Below are 14,793 nucleotides of genomic sequence, written 5' to 3'. Positions count from 1 at the left end.
GTGCCACCTCGATGCTAAGTTTTATTACGGAGATTCCGGAGGGTATAAAGATTGGCAGTGTACACTGTGTTCCCGTGCTTGATAATGGAGATGTTGTCATGGTATGGGATCGTGACGAGAAGGTACTTACAACAATAGGAGGGCGGCTGGAACCCGGTGAGTCAATTATGGAAGGCTTGATCCGTGAAGCCTTGGAGGAAGCAGGTATCCAAATCAGTGATGAGCGGACCCTGTTTGCGGCATGGCATTGGAAGGAATTCGACGCATATCGCCTATTTTATCTAGTAGGCGTGAGACGATTCGTAGAAAGACCAGAGGGGTATGAAACAACCGGATATGTTAGGATGAATTTTGATACGGCCATCGAAATGATAAAGGCGATTGAAGGCCGCGAGGAACGGATTGAGGTCATTCGCAGAGCCGGCATTTTGTCGGGCAGGTTGGCCGAGGAAGCGGAATGAAGTGGTATTTGTCCCACTTGTCACTAAATCTGTTTGTCTGCGTCACTCTGTTCACACTATACAGTTTCATGTTTCGGCCAGAGGCAGGAAGTCCTTTTCAGGGATTGTGGTTTGCTGCGATTCTCCTGTTGTCGCCAGTGGGTATCCTGTTAGCGCTCGTCAGCAGAAATCGAGGCAAACTCACGCGAATCCATATCACAGCCATTGTAGGCCATTCCGTGCTGCTGCTATTCCTTTTTCTGTACATGACACTGGGATACCTGATCCTCGGTGTCTGAGGTACCAGAGGACAAGTCATGCCTGCCCTCCTATTATTCGTTCCCAATGCCTAGAAACAAAGTATCCAACACCCGATGCACAAACGCATTCTGTTCTTCATCGGACAAGGGCCGGCCTAAGAAGTTCAATTGAAATGCATATTGAAAGCAGCTTCCTAGCAGCATGTCCGCAGCGGATCTCGGATTAACATGTTCCGATAATCTCCCAAGTTTCTGTTCTTCAAGCAAATAGGACTCAACTGCTTCATTTGCCCGGTGGGGTCCTTCATTCCGAGCTGTGAAGCCTTCCCGGTGCTGCGCTAACAGTCCTGGTTCTGAGAAGATGGAGCTGATCAGAGGCATGGATTGATAGTAATCCGATACGCCCGCTCGAGCCACTTTTTCCAGATTACTTCGCACGGTTTCTTTGCCGATCAGTTCCCTCAGGGACGTGAGCGCCTGCATAACATTTTTTAATTGTCCGCGTAGAATGTGAAGGTACAGATCGTCTTTGCTCTTAAAATGATTATATAGTGAGCCTTCTGAGCACCCGGCGGTTTTGGCGATTTCTTTGGTTGTTGCTTTGGCCAGTCCATGTGTACGAATGACGAGTTCCGCTGCATCGGCTATTTTATTTTTTAAATCCAAAATCATCCCTCACTCTGTTGACTTTGTTATGGTTCCACTTTATTATGAGTGTGCACTCACTCATTGTCAAGACTTCACAGCTTGAATGAGGTGGGAGACATGACGCTCAATAATGAGTGTGCACTCACCCATAACCGGGAAAGGAGGTATTCCAATGAAGAATCAATCTTACAGCAACCATGAAAGACATGTACCCGCGTTTCATTTTTTCCTTGTACCGCTTAGCTTTGTTTTGGTCGTCGCAGCATTCGTTTATCTGTTTGCGTCGAGTATGCGTGGAATATCGTTATTTACATCATTACTTTTCATACTCATGTCATTCTCGGTGGTCATGACATTATTCCTTATCCGGCAGTTCGTATGTAAGGTGCAAGATCGGGTAGTTCGGGCAGAAGAGAATCTGAGACATTTTGTTATGACAGGCAGGCTTCTTAATCCAAGTTTAACGATGAATCAAATCATTGCGCTTCGTTTTGCATCGGACGATGAGTTTCTGACGCTGTGTGAGAAGGCTCTTAAGGAGGACCTATCATCTAAAGATATCAAGCTCGCCATCCAGAAATGGAGAGCGGATCATCACCGAGTATAGCTCACTAAAGCAAAAGTAAAAGGGGGATTGGCAATGGTCTTAACAGCGTGTTTAAACGAGTCCATGATGAAGGCTTTGGCTCATTACTGCCAGGGATATATGAATGATCAGTGGCTGAATGTATGGGAACAGAATCTGAACGAGCTTGAGGGCATTTTTCAAAATAAAGGAGACTACGCTTATGGTCTCTTTTGTTCCAAGCTTTTTCGTCCATTGGAAGCAGAGGTCTATGGTGCGGGCTTAACCCCCAAACCCGTAATGCCGGGTGCCTTTCCACAATCCGAGGAGCTTTGGGGACCATGGGAAGAGAGGGAGAGGCGATTTTGGAGCGTGATTCACTATGATAATGGAAGAGCATTAGGTACCTTAATCACACGTTTCTTTCACGACCATACTGCCTTTCGTATTCCTACTGTGCCTAGAGTATATGTCATTCCTCAAACCGAGCTGGCAGCAATTAAAGAGGTGATTTCTCATATGCAGCCGGAAGAATGGGGATCTATAAGTTGGGAGGATGAGAGGTATGCGTAAGTTAAACTTGGCTCAATTTTCCCGTGTTTTGTTTTTCGTGCTCGCTTTGATTTTCAGTGTTAGCGTTACGCTTCAAGTTCTTATCGCCGGAATTGCACTGTTTGTGAATTCAGGAAGTTGGACTGCCCATGTTAGCTTCGCAAGATATTTTGCTTTTATTCCTCTCATCATGGCAATCATGGCATGGATGGCAGGACTTTCAAGGCAGGTGCTTTGGAAGAGCATAGGTTTATTCGGAATGGTAATCGGGATGTTCTTAACAGCGGTATTTGCATCCCGGATCGGTTTTCTATCTGCATTCCATCCCGTCATTGCGATGATGATGTTTTGGGGCAGCGTTGACATGATCCGATCAGGCAAAGGATCTAAAATAAATGTGGATTGAAGCGAAATAAGCAATTTACCTTTACCATCTCCATCTTAGACGTTGTATAATCATGGAAGACGCCAAATTCATAATAAGGACCCAGTCTTAGATAGAGCTACTCTACGGCTGGGTTTTGTCACATACTGGACGGCGAAGGAGGCATGGCTTCTTGATGAAGAAAAAAGCGTATATTACCGACCTGGATGGAACGCTTCTACGATCAGATCAGACACTTACATCCTATACTAGGGATGTTATCGCGAATGCGCTGGAGCAGGACGTGATTATCACGTATGCCACTGCCCGCGGCTATATTAGTGCTCAAAGCGTTGTCTCGGAGATCCCCTGGAAGTACCCTTTGATTCTATATAACGGCGCTTTGATATATGACGGGATAAATCGAACGGTAATCGATGGTTACTGGCTTGAATGGGACATCTCGAATGAGATTATCGGCGTGGGAAGGAAGTTTGGTATTACTCCTTATTATTTTTCATTGGATGCGGATCATCGTGAGCGTGTTTTGCATGAGTCGCTGCGGCGAGAGGGAGAGAAGGCTTTTTATCAGAGCCGGCCCCAGGATCCGCGATTTATGGAAGTGCAGAGCCTGAACTGCCCACCGGATTACCGGACGCTGGCTCTTACATACATTGGACTTTATGAGGAATTGGAGCCGATACGGTGCGAGGTTATGGAATTATACGGTGATGTGATTCATGCTCATATGATGCCGGATTACTACATCCATAATCATTTTTTCCTGGAATTCAGTCATGCCAAGGCAAACAAACGTGACGGGCTCCAATTATGGTCTTCCCATATGGGTATTGATCTGGAGTGCACGGTTGTCTTCGGCGACCACATCAATGATGTGGGGCTGTTTGAAGCCGGAGGCACCCGGATCGCGGTACGAAACGCGCATGAAAGGATACGGCAGCTGGCTGACCATATTATTGACTCGAATGAACTTGATGGCGTCGCCCATTACATCCGGCAACAGATAGAACTGTCAGGAGTGAATACCTTTATATCCACTCTGGAAGGACAATGATGACGATACATCACGCTGTACCCATTACTTAGAATTCACACCTTTATCGAAATTAACTTTAACCAGCTCGGCAAAAGCGGAAAATGCCTTGTTCCTGAACCGGTCGTTGCGCCGGATCAGGCTTGTCGAGGTATGCCGGAAGGCTTCCGGGATCGAGAAGCTGCCCATATTCGCAAATTCTCCGCTTAAGACGGAGGTGGGGAGAAGCGTAGCGGCAAGACCTGATTGCACGATGCCTAATTGGGTCTCTAATGATGAGACTTCGATCATATTGGTCAGCGGAATCCCTTCGCTTAACAGCCATCTTTCGAGGATGCTTCGAAACGGGCATCCCGCCGGAGCAACGGCCCATTTGGTCACCGCCAGATCGGGAAAGGGCTGCTCCTTCGACTTGGTCAGCAGTTTGACCTCATCCTCTTCGATATAATCGGCAACCAGCTTTGGCGGAATGTTTCCCGTCACAAATGCCCCGTCCAGCTGATAGTTTAATACTTGGGTAATCAGCTCCGAAGAGCTGCCGGTCAAGAGCGATAGCGTGACGTCCGGGTACATGGTTTGATAGTCCGACAAGGATTTAATGAAATGTCCGCAATGCACCGTATCCACGACGCCAATGGTTAAAGAACCGCTTGGATAAGGCGTTTCTTGTACAGCACGCACCGCTTCTTCAGACAGATTGAGAATGGTACACGCATAGTCCCGGAACGTGCGCCCTTTTTCTGTTAAGGTCACTCCACTGGAGTGTCGGTTCAATAAGGGGACTCCCAGTTCATTCTCAAGCTTTTTGACACGGGCCGTAACATTGGACTGCACATATCCAAGCTGCTCCGCAGCGCGGGTGATATTCCCTTCCTCTGCAATCTTTAGAAAAACCTTCAGATCGGTAAGCTCCATCTAAACCCTCCTTTCTCTCCTTCAGTCATCACTAAAAATGATGACATCATTATTATTTATCATTATACGGTATGCCATTTTTAGATTACAATCACAACTACACCATGAATATGTTCATACAAATACAGAGTGGAAGGATGTTGGAGATGAAAAAGGCATGGTGGCTCTTACTAATAGCGGGGGCACTGGAGGTTGTATGGGTATCCGGTTTGAAGCATTCCGATACCTGGTGGCAGTGGATCATTACCATCGCTTCGATTATATTCAGCTTCAAAGTTTTTTTGGACTCTGCTGCTAAACTTCCCATCGGTACGGTCTATGTGATCTTCACCGGACTGGGGACAGCCGGTACGGTGCTAGTTGAGATCCTCCTGTTTGGCGAGCAGGCGAATCCCGTCAAGCTGCTGCTGATTGGTATGTTGGCTGCAGGGGTGCTCGGACTCAAACTGGTCACGAAGGATACGGATAACCAGGCGAAGGAGAGTGGTGCGTAATGGAATGGATCGCTCTGATCGGCGCAGGGTTATGTGAAGTGTTGGGTGTGATTGCGTTAAGAAGGGTGAGCCTGACCCGCAGCGTGGGATCCTACATCTTTTTGGCCTGTTCGCTCGGTTCGAGTTTCCTGCTGCTGACGTACGCGATGGCCTTTATTTCCATGGGAACCGCTTATGCGATTTGGACAGGAATGGGGACGGCCGGCAGTACCTTGCTGGGGATGTTTGCTTTTGGAGAACCGAAGGAAGCGCGTCGGATATTTTTCATTGCTTTAATCCTGGCTTCAGCGATCGGCCTTAAGATTATAACGTAACCCATAGGGGCGTGCAGAATTTCATAGACCTGTGAAGGATATTCTGATTCGCATATAGAATTTAGATATAGTTTGGTGTTTTGAATCCATCCGATCAGACGCCAGGATGCATTTTTTATATGGGAAAGGACAGGTGTATCTTATGAAATTCAGCGAGTATCGCTATGAACGCCCCGACGTAAAAGCTTTTGAGCAAAAGTTTAAAGAGCAGCTTAACGCTTTCACCTCCGCCAGCACGTATGAGGAACAGGATGAGGCGATGACCCGCATTAACAAACTACGCAGTGAGATGGATACCCTGAGTCAACTGGTGTATATCCGGCACTCGATTGATACGAACGACGAGTTCTATAAGGCAGAGCAGGATTTCTTTGACGAGAACGGACCGGTCATCCAGGAATACATAACGGATTATTATCGGGCTCTCGTGGATTCGAAATTCAGAGCTCAGCTGGAAGACAAATGGGGGCGTCAGCTGTTCCAATTGGCAGAGCTTTCCCTCAAAACCTTCAGTCCTGAGATCATTGAGGAACTGCAGCAGGAAAATAAATTGACGACGGAATATTCGAAGCTGATCGCTTCCGCCAAAATTCAGTTCGAAGGCGAAGAGCGTACCCTGTCGCAATTGATTCCCTTCCAGCAATCGACGGACCGCAATATGCGTAAACGTGCAATGGAGGCGTCCAGCGGCTTCATGGCTGAGAACGAAGCAAACTTCGACCGTATTTATGACGATCTGGTTAAAGTGAGAACCAAGATTGCCAAGAAACTAGGATTTAACAATTACGTAGAGCTTGGTTATGCCCGCATGGCCCGCACGGACTATAACGCGGAGATGGTGGCTAACTTCCGTAACCAGGTGCTGGAGCATATCGTTCCGGTTGCAAGCAAGCTGAAAGAACGTCAGCAGAAACGAATCGATGTGGACCAACTGCTGTACTACGATGAGAACTTCTCATTCAAATCGGGGAACGCAACACCGAAGGGTGACCCGGATTGGATCGTCAACCATGGCGCGAAGATGTATGAAGAATTATCTCCGGAAACCCATGAGTTCTTTACCTTCATGCAGGAGAACGGCCTTATGGATCTGGTTGCCAAAAAAGGCAAGCAGAGCGGCGGATACTGTACCTATATCAGCGAGTATGGCGCACCGTTTATTTTCTCCAACTTTAACGGGACTTCCGGTGATATTGATGTGCTGACGCACGAAGCCGGTCATGCGTTCCAAGTATATGAGAGCAGAGGTTTCGAGGTACCGGAGTATGGGTTCCCAACCTATGAGGCGTGCGAAATCCATTCCATGAGCATGGAATTCTTCACATGGCCGTGGATGGACCGCTTCTTCGAGGATGAGGCCGATAAATACCGCTTCGACCATCTCGCAAGCGGACTTATCTTCATCCCCTACGGCGTAACGGTTGACGAATTCCAGCACTTTGTTTATGAGAATCCGGATGCTACGCCGGCTGAACGGAAACAGGCATGGCGCGAAATTGAGCGCAAATATCTGCCGCACCGGAACTATGATGACAATGCGTATCTGGAGCAAGGCGGCTTCTGGCATAAACAGGGTCATATTTTTAGCACGCCGTTCTATTATATCGACTATACGTTGGCTCAAATCTGCGCATTCCAATTCTGGAAGAAGATGCACGAGGACAAATCCGCTGCATGGGCAGATTATCTGAACCTGTGCCGTCAAGGTGGAAGCAAGTCCTTCACCGAACTGGTGAAGGTGGCAGGTTTGATCTCCCCATTCGAGGATGGCTGTGTCACTTCCGTCATTGGCAGCATCGAAGCTTGGCTGGACAGCGTAGACGATGCAGCTCTTTAAATCGTAAATAAGCATGGCTAAGACATGCAGGAGAACATGACTGAGTAAAGACTCAGGTGTTCTTCCTGCATGTTTTTAATAGAAAGCATCTTTCATAGAACCCACTTATTGCCCATAAATTAGGAGGATTATAACTATGATTACGTATAAACCGCTAAGCGAGCTTCCGATTCGGGAAGTATCGGAGTTGTGGAATCACTCATTTGAAGGATACATGGTGAACGCCTCGATGCCGCTGGACCGCTTCATTGCCCGTATCGGAAGCGATGGTTTGTGCATGGAGAGATCACTCGCTTGTTACATGGATGGCGTACCGGCCGGCATCGTCATGAACAGCTTTCGGGAAGAAGATGGCGTTAAGATTGCACGTAACGGTGGGACAGCGATAGCTCCCGATTTCCGGGGGAAGGGAATCGGCAAAAACATGATGGAGAAAAACGAAGAGCTGTACGAAGAACAAGGCGTCCGTCGTGCCTATTTAGAGGCGATCAGCACAAATGCGCCAGCGATTCGTCTCTACGAAAGCGTTGGATATCATATCATCGACCGGCTGCTCATCATGACGAATGAACAGCTCCCGGAGCAGCAAGATGCGAAGAATACCCGTTCACCGTATACGCTGGTCAGAGGCCTGGCAGCGGAGGCTGCATCTGTAGCCTTCTATCGATCCGGTGAAGTCTGGCAGACAGACGCTTCCAGTATCAAGGACGGTGAATGCGTCATTGTGTATGAAGGAGAAGAACAGGTGGGCTTTGGTTTGTTTAAGCGGGTGTTTGATGCCTCAGGCAGTTTGGCAGCAATCACGCTGTTTCGTTGTGAGGCTGCTCCAGGACATCCGGATGCAGAAGCCGTGATGAAGACGGCGGTACTGGAGATGATACAACCCGGTTATGCCTGCAAGCGGTCCGCATTCAACATCCGGGCTTCGCATAAGGAACTGGTGAACGTGCTGCAGGAGCTTGGATATACGAGCTCGATGGAGCAGGTGCTTATGGTACATGAGTACAGCGATACATAGGTTGAATGAATTCGTACAGTTCGAAAGGAAATGCGTGCATGAGAAAAAACACGGATATGAGCCTGTACCCGGCTCTCGCGAAAGATATTCAATGGGGCGTAGTCCGAGCCAGGTTTGCCATCGGAGATGAAATCGAAGAATCGAAGGTCAGCAATGTCACGATTCTTCCGTTTGCCGGGGATCGCTGCATTATTTTTCAGGTAGCGGACGGAAGCTGGGAGCTTCCCGGAGGAACCCTGGAGCCCGGCGAGTCCTATATGGAAGGACTTAGACGGGAGGTTAGGGAGGAGCTTGGCGCAGAACTCGAGTCGTTCCGGGTCTTCGGCCAGTTCCGTTGCGAATCCAGCAGCAAGACGCCTTATCGGCCGCATATTCCCCATCCTCATTTTGTCAGATTGGTTGGATACGGGGATGTGCGCATCGTTGGGGAGCCGCTGAATCCAGAGGATGGGGAGCAGGTCATCGCGGTAGAGGCCGTTGATTTGGAGGAAGCCATGAAGCGTTTGGAGGAGACGGGCAGGCAAGATATTGCAGATCTGTACAAGCTGGCTTTTGCCATACGACAAGAAGACCGTTCGATTCAACTATCTAACGATGAACCATGAGTTGCATGAGGGAACGCGCTGAACCGAAAAGAGGTGTAGTCAGTGGAACACGTATTTCAGGAGCTGTTGCAGCATTATTTTCATGGACCTGTGCATTCGATCGAGACCGTTCCTTTCGGCATGACGAATGAATCCCGAATTGTAGCGATGAACCAAAAGAAATACGTCGCAAGAATATACAATCGTCATACGAAGAATAAAGAGAGGCTGCGGTTTGAGGTTGAACTAACAGCTTACTTGGAGCGTTGTTCCTTATCGTTTGATATTCCAGGTTTCGTCTCCAGTATGGATGATGCGAAGTACGTGGTTCTGTCGGACGGCTCCCTGGGCTCTCTGTCACGGTTTATCGAAGGGGAGGTCCCTGATCTATCCAGCATGACCGATGTGCTAAGTTACGGGCGGACAGTTGGGGAAATATCATATGCTCTTCAGCAATTCGAATCGGATTCCGTCGATGTGGTTTGTCCTGCGATTGCGTTCCATGATGTTTACAACCTCCATTCTCTATCGAATCAGACGAAAATTAATGAGTTTTTGGCATGCCCTCCTTTTGATATTGATGCTGAACAGATAGCTGTATTGCAAGGATACTATGAATCTGTGATTAACCATGCAGCTGAGCTGAATGCACTGCCTAAGCAAATGGTCCATCATGATATTTTGGTTTTTAATCTCTTGATCAATCCCCAGTCCAGGGAGATGAGCGGTGTATTGGATTTTGATTTTGCTGCTATGGACATACGGATATGGGAACTATCCATTTGTCTGAACCATCTTCTTCAGCATGAGGACCAGACCTTGACAAAGGTCGAGCTGTTTTTAGATGAATATCGAAAATATATGAGGTTAACCCGTGCAGAGATCCAGTGGATTCCCTATATCATGCAGTTATATTATGTTTCTTTATTAAGCATCTATATCGGGCAGCATTTGGCCGGAAGGAACATCGCCTCCTATTTTCACCTGATGTTGAAGCAACTTCAGATCAGAAGAGAATGGATGGAACGAAAGCAGCACGAGTTTGTTGAATTGTTGTATTCGAAATGTTTATGAATGTGTCACGTACATAACTTCTAGGATGTGAACCATGCTGTGAGATTACCTTATAAAATAGGATATGCGGTTACATTGGTATGGCTGGTATGGATTGTCTTCGGGTATGTGAATTACGATGCGATGGCAGACCGCGGCCAGCTCTCCATCGTCCTGCTGAGCGCTGTGATTGGCATTATCCTGCTTCCGATATATTTTATATCCGTGCTGTTGTTCTATGTCTATAAACGAGGTCCGAAAAAGAAGAAATAAGGGGGCGTTACCTTGAGGGATCGATATTTATTTTTGCTTGGAGGAAATTCCTTTCAAAGAGAGGCAAATAGACAATTTATAGAGCAAGCGGGCGGTTCTAACGCCAGAATTGTTTTATGCATTATGAACAGACCGGGCTGGGAGGAGTATGTTCCCCTGTTTCAGCAGATGTGGGCAGAATCAGGTATCCAGGACATGCAGGTCATCGTTCCTGGCGAGGATGGAAAGCTGGACATGGAACAGGCTGAACAGGTGTTGTCACAGGCCACGGGGATTTTTATTGGCGGGGGCAACACGGAGAAATACCATCACTATTACGCGACCGGTCGTTTTAAAGAGCTGCTGATACACGGTTACGAGAACGGCGTTCCCATTGCAGGAAATTCGGCGGGCGCCTTGATTCTTCCGGAAACCTGCCTCATATCGCCACTGGATAATGAACAAAGCGTAATGCTGTTTAAGCAAGGGGTAGGGTTGCTTTCGAATGTATTGATCAGCGTTCATTATACGGAGTGGAGCGATCAGTCCAATCTGCTGGAAGGTATGAGAACGAAGAAGGTGAAGCGCGGGATCGGCATCGATGAGCAGGCCTGTGCCGTATTTATCAATGGGCAGCTGGCTTATAGTTTGGGAGAAGCCGTCCATGAAGTCATCTTAGAGGATGATGACCTGGATCAATACATGATGATAAAGAAGACATCCTGAAGGATGTTTTCTTTTTCTTTTTTATGGCAATAGGAAGGAAGCCATCTAACAACAATAAGAAAAGAATGGTTTTTTTAGCTCAAGTGTGTCAATATAGTACGAAAAATAAGCGACTGGGGGAACGGACGGCATGATCTATCATATAATTTCTAAGGAAGCCTGGATGATAGCACGAGAGAATAGATTGTACGAGCCGCCGAGCATACAAACGGACGGATTCATCCACTGCTCCACAGAGGAGCAAGTCAGCGGAGTAGCCAATACGTTCTACACGGGCAGTACGGATCTATTCGTTTTGGGTATTCAAGAAGATCAGGTGGATGCGGAGATTGTGTACGAAGACTTATATGAGATGAACCAGTTGTACCCGCATATATATGGAGGGCTGAATCTGAACGCTGTCCAGAAGGTGTATCGTCTTGAGCCGGATGAAGAGGGGGGATTCGCGTTTCAGCCCTCTACCGAGCTTGAATATAGTGGATAGACCGTGATATGAATTTTAACTTGATACCAAGGAGGAAACGCAATGATACTCGAAGTGGCCATGCTGCAAGTGAAACCAGGGCTTACGTCAGATTTTGAACGCAATTTCCAAACCGCCTCAGGGATCATATCCCAGATGGAGGGGTATATCCATCATGAGTTGAAGCGATGCCTGGAGGATTCGCACAAATACGTTCTATTGGTGAAATGGGAGACGCTGGAGGATCACACGATAGGTTTTAGGGGATCCGCCGAATATCAGGAATGGAAAGAATTGCTGCATCACTTTTATGATCCATTCCCCGTCGTTGAACATTTTGAAGATGTGTACATAAAGTGACCGTTAAGGCAGGTGTTGGAGATGAGCCTGGAGGATCTTATAAAAGAGGTTTACGGCAGCCCGCCGCTGAAGATCGAACCCATGTCATTTGGCCATACCAATCAGGTATATAGTGTGACATTATCCGATGAGCAAATCATTCTCAGAACCAATGACAAGCCCGGCGTCCTAGAGCATACAGCGGACAATATTGCGATTCTTTCTTCATTAGGCTTGCCGGTACCGAGTGTGATCCGAACGGATGTGTCCATGGAATTGGTCCTCTTTGCTTATATGATACTGGAGCACTTCCCCGGACGGGACCTCCGATATGAGCTTGAGGGAATGACGCATGAACAAATGACTGAACTTGCCCAGCAGATCATTTCATACCAACGCAGCGTGTCAGAGCTTCCCCGAGGCACCGGATTCGGATGGGTTCCAATTGGAGAGCAGGGGCCCTTCTCAACCTGGACTCAGATCATCGATCGTGATATCCGCCAGCATATCGATCACATAATCGATGATGTTACTCCGGAGACTATCGTCCAATTGCAACACATGAAGCAGCGTTACACGCCTTATTTTGACCAAGTGGAGCCCATCTGTTTCCTTGATGATCTTACGATCAAGAATGTAATTGTGGCCCAAGGCAAGCTTCAGGGTATCGTTGATTTTGATTGGGTATGCTACGGGGATCCGCTGTACATGATTGCCCTCACCCAGACGGCGGTGGTCTCCGATATTGGAGAGCAGGGGATGCCCTACGTGGAGGCGTTATGCAGGCATTGGGGAATGGAGCAAGAACAGCGGGCGCTAATTGATTTCTATTCTGTTATTCATGCCCTGCAGTTTATCGGCTTTCATAAAAAGGAGCAGAACGAAGTCTGCAAGCAGCGAATGCTCTCATTCCTATTAGAAAAAATCAACCGCGATACAAACAGAACCGCATGAGCTTAAGGAGCCCATGCGGTTCTTGTTATCTTATCGGGAGGTTGGTGCAAATCCCACTCGAGGTTTGTCTCGTTCCTTGGTATTCACGGAAACGTAGCGGATTGCGGTTAACGGTACATACAGCATCTCATATTCGTCCTGGTACCGGATAAATTGATCGCCTACTTCCTCCAGCGTGCCGTTTCGCACATAGCTTCCATCCGTAAAATAAATGCTCACTTCCTGATTGAGCAAACTTTTCAGCATATACGTTCCACTCCTTGTGAATAAAATAGAGTATCGGGTCTAACGGATCAGGCCATTATATACGATTAGCGTCACAGTTTCGTGACGATATCGTCAATGATGCCGTATTCCTTCGCTTCTTCCGCCGACATAAAATAATCCCGCTCCATATCCTTTTCGACGCGTTCGACGGATTGACCTGTCCGCTCGGATATAATCTGTGCCAGCTTCTCACGGGTTTTCAGAATGCGTTTTGCCGTAATGGCAATATCGGTAGCCTGCCCTTGCACACCACCCAGCGGCTGATGGATCATGATCTCGCTGTTCGGCAGCGCAAGTCGTTTGCCTTTGGCCCCGGCCAGCAGCAGGATCGCGCCGTAAGAAGCGGCAAAACCGGTGCAGATGGTGTTGACTTGAGGTTTGATGATCTGCATGGTATCGTAAATGCCAAAGCCCGCGGATACCGAGCCGCCCGGACTATTGATATACATGTGGATATCCTTCTCAGGATCCTCAGCCGCCAGAAACAACAGCTGTGCGATAATGCTGTTAGCGATGGCGTCATCGATGGCTGCACCCACAAACACGATCCGATCCTTCAGCAATCGGGAATAAATATCGTAAGATCGTTCGCCCCGGTTGGTTTGTTCTACAACATAAGGAACAACATTCATGGTTTCATCCTCCATATTCGTTAGGTTTTCAGGTTTCAGCAAGTAAACGAAGAGGCAGCCGCAAAAGATACGGAGAAACCACGAAATAAATTGTTCGAAAATCAAAGTAACGAAAAGATAACTTCATTCGTTTACATATAAGATATCTGTATCGAGATTAGGAAAGGAGTTGGCTTCCGATGACGATATTTCGACCGAGCGTTACCCCTCCGGCTGATCTAAGCTTTGAGGAAATGAATGCTACCCTGCACAGATATTGTCTGTCCCTCACAAACTCCTCATGGGATTCCGATGATCTGGTGCAGGACACTTGGATCAAGGCACTGGAGCATCTGAAGCAGCGGAGCCATGTCAACCACGAAGCGCTGCTGCTGCGGATTGCCAAGAATACATGGATTGACCGGGTTCGCCGGGATCAGATCTATAGACGAATTCTGGATGAGAAGCTGGAACATGTTTTGCCTAGGGAAGAAGCGTCGAACGAGGACAGCAAACTGAACATCGAGTTCGCTTTTCAATGGCTGCTGGAACACTTGTCGCCCCTGCAGAGAACGGTGCTGGTGCTCCGTGAAGTGTACGAATATTCTGTTTCGGAAACTGCGGTGAAACTGAAAACGACGGAGGGAGCGGTGAAAGCGGCCCTTCATCGAGCTCACAAAGTGCTGCAATCGCTGGATCCGGAGGAAGAGGAACTTGAATTGGCTATGCCGGAAGACGAGGAGATGACCCTGAATCTTCAGGCATTGGCAGAGGCATACCAATCCGGGGACGTTGAAGCGGTCGTGAGGCTTATTCAATGGAATAGCAGTGAAGCATCAGCCATCGGCTGCATGGTTCCGATGCAGGTTGAAACACCGAGCGCAAGTTATATGATGTACGGCGGATATTCGTCCGACATGAGAATGGCCGCGTAAAGCGAAGATTCGAGCAGGTTGATCATACATTTATCGGGAAGGCCGGAGCAGAGGTTGCTCGGGCCTTTTTTTTGATGCAACATAACAATGAAAAAGACGACACGAATCTCCGTTCATCATATCGTCATTCAGCGCTTGGCGGATGTAT

Annotated in this window: 22 protein-coding genes; 18 read left to right on the top strand and 4 right to left on the bottom strand. The window is 47.8% G+C overall.

The window, feature by feature from the left end; genetic code table 11:
• Positions 1-11: 11 nt before the first annotated feature.
• Together BJP58_RS09485 and BJP58_RS09480 are read left to right on the top strand one after the other, a co-directional pair.
• The gene (locus BJP58_RS09485; RefSeq protein ID WP_194543709.1) at positions 12-461 is read left to right on the top strand and encodes an NUDIX hydrolase; all 450 of its coding nucleotides are present in this window, start codon (positions 12-14) and stop codon (positions 459-461) included.
• Entirely contained in the window at positions 458-739 is a 282-nt protein-coding gene (locus BJP58_RS09480; protein WP_194543708.1) for a hypothetical protein, read from the top strand. The genes BJP58_RS09485 and BJP58_RS09480 overlap by 4 nt, the downstream gene beginning before the upstream one ends.
• 33 nt (positions 740-772) lie before the next feature.
• Here BJP58_RS09480 and BJP58_RS09475 read toward each other — a convergent pair whose 3' ends face one another.
• Positions 773-1,372, bottom strand: a complete 600-nt coding sequence (locus tag BJP58_RS09475; protein WP_233355015.1) for a TetR/AcrR family transcriptional regulator — start codon at positions 1,370-1,372, stop codon at positions 773-775.
• 148 nt (positions 1,373-1,520) lie between these two features.
• On the opposite strand from BJP58_RS09475, the gene BJP58_RS09470 reads away from it, so the two are divergent.
• The 4 genes from BJP58_RS09470 to BJP58_RS09455 all read left to right on the top strand — a co-directional run bounded on the left by BJP58_RS09470 (position 1,521) and on the right by BJP58_RS09455 (position 3,904).
• Positions 1,521-1,955 carry a DUF6526 family protein gene (locus BJP58_RS09470; RefSeq protein WP_194543707.1) on the top strand — a complete coding sequence of 145 codons (435 nt, stop codon included), beginning with the start codon at positions 1,521-1,523 and terminating at the stop codon, positions 1,953-1,955.
• A gap of 33 nt (positions 1,956-1,988) precedes the next feature.
• Complete coding sequence (locus BJP58_RS09465; RefSeq protein ID WP_336245467.1) at positions 1,989-2,486, top strand: DUF6022 family protein; 498 nt, start codon at positions 1,989-1,991, stop codon at positions 2,484-2,486.
• A complete protein-coding gene (locus BJP58_RS09460; RefSeq protein WP_194543705.1) occupies positions 2,479-2,871 on the top strand; it encodes a DUF6220 domain-containing protein in 393 nt (130 codons plus the stop codon). Before BJP58_RS09465 ends, BJP58_RS09460 begins: the two co-directional genes overlap by 8 nt.
• Before the next feature lie 154 nt (positions 2,872-3,025).
• On the top strand, positions 3,026-3,904 hold the full coding sequence (locus tag BJP58_RS09455; protein ID WP_194544884.1) for an HAD-IIB family hydrolase: 879 nt from the start codon (positions 3,026-3,028) through the stop codon (positions 3,902-3,904).
• Positions 3,905-3,928: 24 nt separating this feature from the next.
• On the opposite strand, the gene BJP58_RS09450 is transcribed toward BJP58_RS09455, so the two are convergent.
• Entirely contained in the window at positions 3,929-4,798 is an 870-nt protein-coding gene (locus BJP58_RS09450; protein ID WP_194543704.1) for a LysR family transcriptional regulator, read from the bottom strand.
• A 146-nt stretch (positions 4,799-4,944) separates the two neighbouring features.
• Between BJP58_RS09450 and BJP58_RS09445 the strand changes: the two genes are divergently transcribed.
• The 11 genes from BJP58_RS09445 (at position 4,945) to BJP58_RS09395 (ending at position 12,832) form a co-directional block, all read left to right on the top strand.
• The gene (locus BJP58_RS09445) at positions 4,945-5,292 is read left to right on the top strand and encodes a DMT family transporter (RefSeq protein ID WP_194543703.1); all 348 of its coding nucleotides are present in this window, start codon (positions 4,945-4,947) and stop codon (positions 5,290-5,292) included.
• Positions 5,292-5,606, top strand: coding sequence for a DMT family transporter (locus BJP58_RS09440; protein ID WP_194543702.1), 315 nt, complete (start codon positions 5,292-5,294; stop codon positions 5,604-5,606). Before BJP58_RS09445 ends, BJP58_RS09440 begins: the two co-directional genes overlap by 1 nt.
• Positions 5,607-5,748: 142 nt before the next feature.
• On the top strand, positions 5,749-7,443 hold the full coding sequence (locus tag BJP58_RS09435; protein ID WP_194543701.1) for a M3 family oligoendopeptidase: 1,695 nt from the start codon (positions 5,749-5,751) through the stop codon (positions 7,441-7,443).
• A 136-nt stretch (positions 7,444-7,579) separates the two neighbouring features.
• Complete coding sequence (locus tag BJP58_RS09430) at positions 7,580-8,461, top strand: GNAT family N-acetyltransferase (protein ID WP_194543700.1); 882 nt, start codon at positions 7,580-7,582, stop codon at positions 8,459-8,461.
• Between the two features lie 38 nt (positions 8,462-8,499).
• On the top strand, positions 8,500-9,066 hold the full coding sequence (locus BJP58_RS09425) for an NUDIX hydrolase (protein WP_194543699.1): 567 nt from the start codon (positions 8,500-8,502) through the stop codon (positions 9,064-9,066).
• A gap of 42 nt (positions 9,067-9,108) precedes the next feature.
• Positions 9,109-10,119, top strand: a complete 1,011-nt coding sequence (locus BJP58_RS09420) for a phosphotransferase enzyme family protein (RefSeq protein WP_194543698.1) — start codon at positions 9,109-9,111, stop codon at positions 10,117-10,119.
• 39 nt (positions 10,120-10,158) lie between these two features.
• Positions 10,159-10,371 (top strand): hypothetical protein, encoded by a 213-nt coding sequence (locus BJP58_RS09415; RefSeq protein WP_194545159.1) that lies wholly within the window; start codon positions 10,159-10,161, stop codon positions 10,369-10,371.
• A 12-nt stretch (positions 10,372-10,383) separates the two neighbouring features.
• Positions 10,384-11,076: a cyanophycinase gene (locus BJP58_RS09410; RefSeq protein ID WP_194543697.1), complete on the top strand. Its 693-nt coding sequence runs from the start codon at positions 10,384-10,386 to the stop codon at positions 11,074-11,076.
• A gap of 130 nt (positions 11,077-11,206) precedes the next feature.
• A complete protein-coding gene (locus BJP58_RS09405; protein ID WP_194543696.1) occupies positions 11,207-11,560 on the top strand; it encodes a DUF952 domain-containing protein in 354 nt (117 codons plus the stop codon).
• 42 nt (positions 11,561-11,602) lie between these two features.
• Positions 11,603-11,899 carry an antibiotic biosynthesis monooxygenase family protein gene (locus tag BJP58_RS09400; RefSeq protein WP_194543695.1) on the top strand — a complete coding sequence of 99 codons (297 nt, stop codon included), beginning with the start codon at positions 11,603-11,605 and terminating at the stop codon, positions 11,897-11,899.
• A gap of 21 nt (positions 11,900-11,920) precedes the next feature.
• Positions 11,921-12,832 carry a phosphotransferase family protein gene (locus BJP58_RS09395; protein ID WP_194544883.1) on the top strand — a complete coding sequence of 304 codons (912 nt, stop codon included), beginning with the start codon at positions 11,921-11,923 and terminating at the stop codon, positions 12,830-12,832.
• A 30-nt stretch (positions 12,833-12,862) separates the two neighbouring features.
• Here the strand turns inward: BJP58_RS09395 and BJP58_RS09390 are convergent, their stop codons facing one another.
• Both BJP58_RS09390 and clpP read right to left on the bottom strand, forming a co-directional pair.
• Entirely contained in the window at positions 12,863-13,078 is a 216-nt protein-coding gene (locus BJP58_RS09390) for a hypothetical protein (RefSeq protein WP_071219928.1), read from the bottom strand.
• Positions 13,079-13,149: 71 nt separating this feature from the next.
• The gene (gene clpP / locus BJP58_RS09385; protein ID WP_074961827.1) at positions 13,150-13,746 is read right to left on the bottom strand and encodes an ATP-dependent Clp endopeptidase proteolytic subunit ClpP; all 597 of its coding nucleotides are present in this window, start codon (positions 13,744-13,746) and stop codon (positions 13,150-13,152) included.
• 164 nt (positions 13,747-13,910) lie between these two features.
• Between clpP and BJP58_RS09380 the strand changes: the two genes are divergently transcribed.
• On the top strand, positions 13,911-14,645 hold the full coding sequence (locus BJP58_RS09380; RefSeq protein WP_194543694.1) for a sigma-70 family RNA polymerase sigma factor: 735 nt from the start codon (positions 13,911-13,913) through the stop codon (positions 14,643-14,645).
• Positions 14,646-14,793: the final 148 nt, after the last annotated feature.

This window comes from Paenibacillus sp. JZ16, assembly GCF_015326965.1.
In the GTDB taxonomy this organism is placed as follows: domain Bacteria; phylum Bacillota; class Bacilli; order Paenibacillales; family Paenibacillaceae; genus Paenibacillus_AQ.
The sequence above is the reverse complement of the archived record's forward strand: the minus strand, read 5'-3'. Positions and strand labels throughout refer to the sequence as shown.

What these genes read in the sequence shown, in the direction of transcription:
- BJP58_RS09485 (WP_194543709.1), top strand. Translation starts at nt 12, where the DNA reads ATGCTAAGTTTTATTACGGAGATTCCGGAGGGTATAAAGATTGGCAGT.
- BJP58_RS09480 (WP_194543708.1), top strand. Translation starts at nt 458, where the DNA reads ATGAAGTGGTATTTGTCCCACTTGTCACTAAATCTGTTTGTCTGCGTC.
- BJP58_RS09475 (WP_233355015.1), bottom strand. Translation starts at nt 1,372, where the DNA reads ATGATTTTGGATTTAAAAAATAAAATAGCCGATGCAGCGGAACTCGTC.
- BJP58_RS09470 (WP_194543707.1), top strand. Translation starts at nt 1,521, where the DNA reads ATGAAGAATCAATCTTACAGCAACCATGAAAGACATGTACCCGCGTTT.
- BJP58_RS09465 (WP_336245467.1), top strand. Translation starts at nt 1,989, where the DNA reads ATGGTCTTAACAGCGTGTTTAAACGAGTCCATGATGAAGGCTTTGGCT.
- BJP58_RS09460 (WP_194543705.1), top strand. Translation starts at nt 2,479, where the DNA reads ATGCGTAAGTTAAACTTGGCTCAATTTTCCCGTGTTTTGTTTTTCGTG.
- BJP58_RS09455 (WP_194544884.1), top strand. Translation starts at nt 3,026, where the DNA reads ATGAAGAAAAAAGCGTATATTACCGACCTGGATGGAACGCTTCTACGA.
- BJP58_RS09450 (WP_194543704.1), bottom strand. Translation starts at nt 4,798, where the DNA reads ATGGAGCTTACCGATCTGAAGGTTTTTCTAAAGATTGCAGAGGAAGGG.
- BJP58_RS09445 (WP_194543703.1), top strand. Translation starts at nt 4,945, where the DNA reads ATGAAAAAGGCATGGTGGCTCTTACTAATAGCGGGGGCACTGGAGGTT.
- BJP58_RS09440 (WP_194543702.1), top strand. Translation starts at nt 5,292, where the DNA reads ATGGAATGGATCGCTCTGATCGGCGCAGGGTTATGTGAAGTGTTGGGT.
- BJP58_RS09435 (WP_194543701.1), top strand. Translation starts at nt 5,749, where the DNA reads ATGAAATTCAGCGAGTATCGCTATGAACGCCCCGACGTAAAAGCTTTT.
- BJP58_RS09430 (WP_194543700.1), top strand. Translation starts at nt 7,580, where the DNA reads ATGATTACGTATAAACCGCTAAGCGAGCTTCCGATTCGGGAAGTATCG.
- BJP58_RS09425 (WP_194543699.1), top strand. Translation starts at nt 8,500, where the DNA reads ATGAGAAAAAACACGGATATGAGCCTGTACCCGGCTCTCGCGAAAGAT.
- BJP58_RS09405 (WP_194543696.1), top strand. Translation starts at nt 11,207, where the DNA reads ATGATCTATCATATAATTTCTAAGGAAGCCTGGATGATAGCACGAGAG.
- BJP58_RS09400 (WP_194543695.1), top strand. Translation starts at nt 11,603, where the DNA reads ATGATACTCGAAGTGGCCATGCTGCAAGTGAAACCAGGGCTTACGTCA.
- BJP58_RS09395 (WP_194544883.1), top strand. Translation starts at nt 11,921, where the DNA reads ATGAGCCTGGAGGATCTTATAAAAGAGGTTTACGGCAGCCCGCCGCTG.
- BJP58_RS09390 (WP_071219928.1), bottom strand. Translation starts at nt 13,078, where the DNA reads ATGCTGAAAAGTTTGCTCAATCAGGAAGTGAGCATTTATTTTACGGAT.
- clpP (WP_074961827.1), bottom strand. Translation starts at nt 13,746, where the DNA reads ATGGAGGATGAAACCATGAATGTTGTTCCTTATGTTGTAGAACAAACC.
- BJP58_RS09380 (WP_194543694.1), top strand. Translation starts at nt 13,911, where the DNA reads ATGACGATATTTCGACCGAGCGTTACCCCTCCGGCTGATCTAAGCTTT.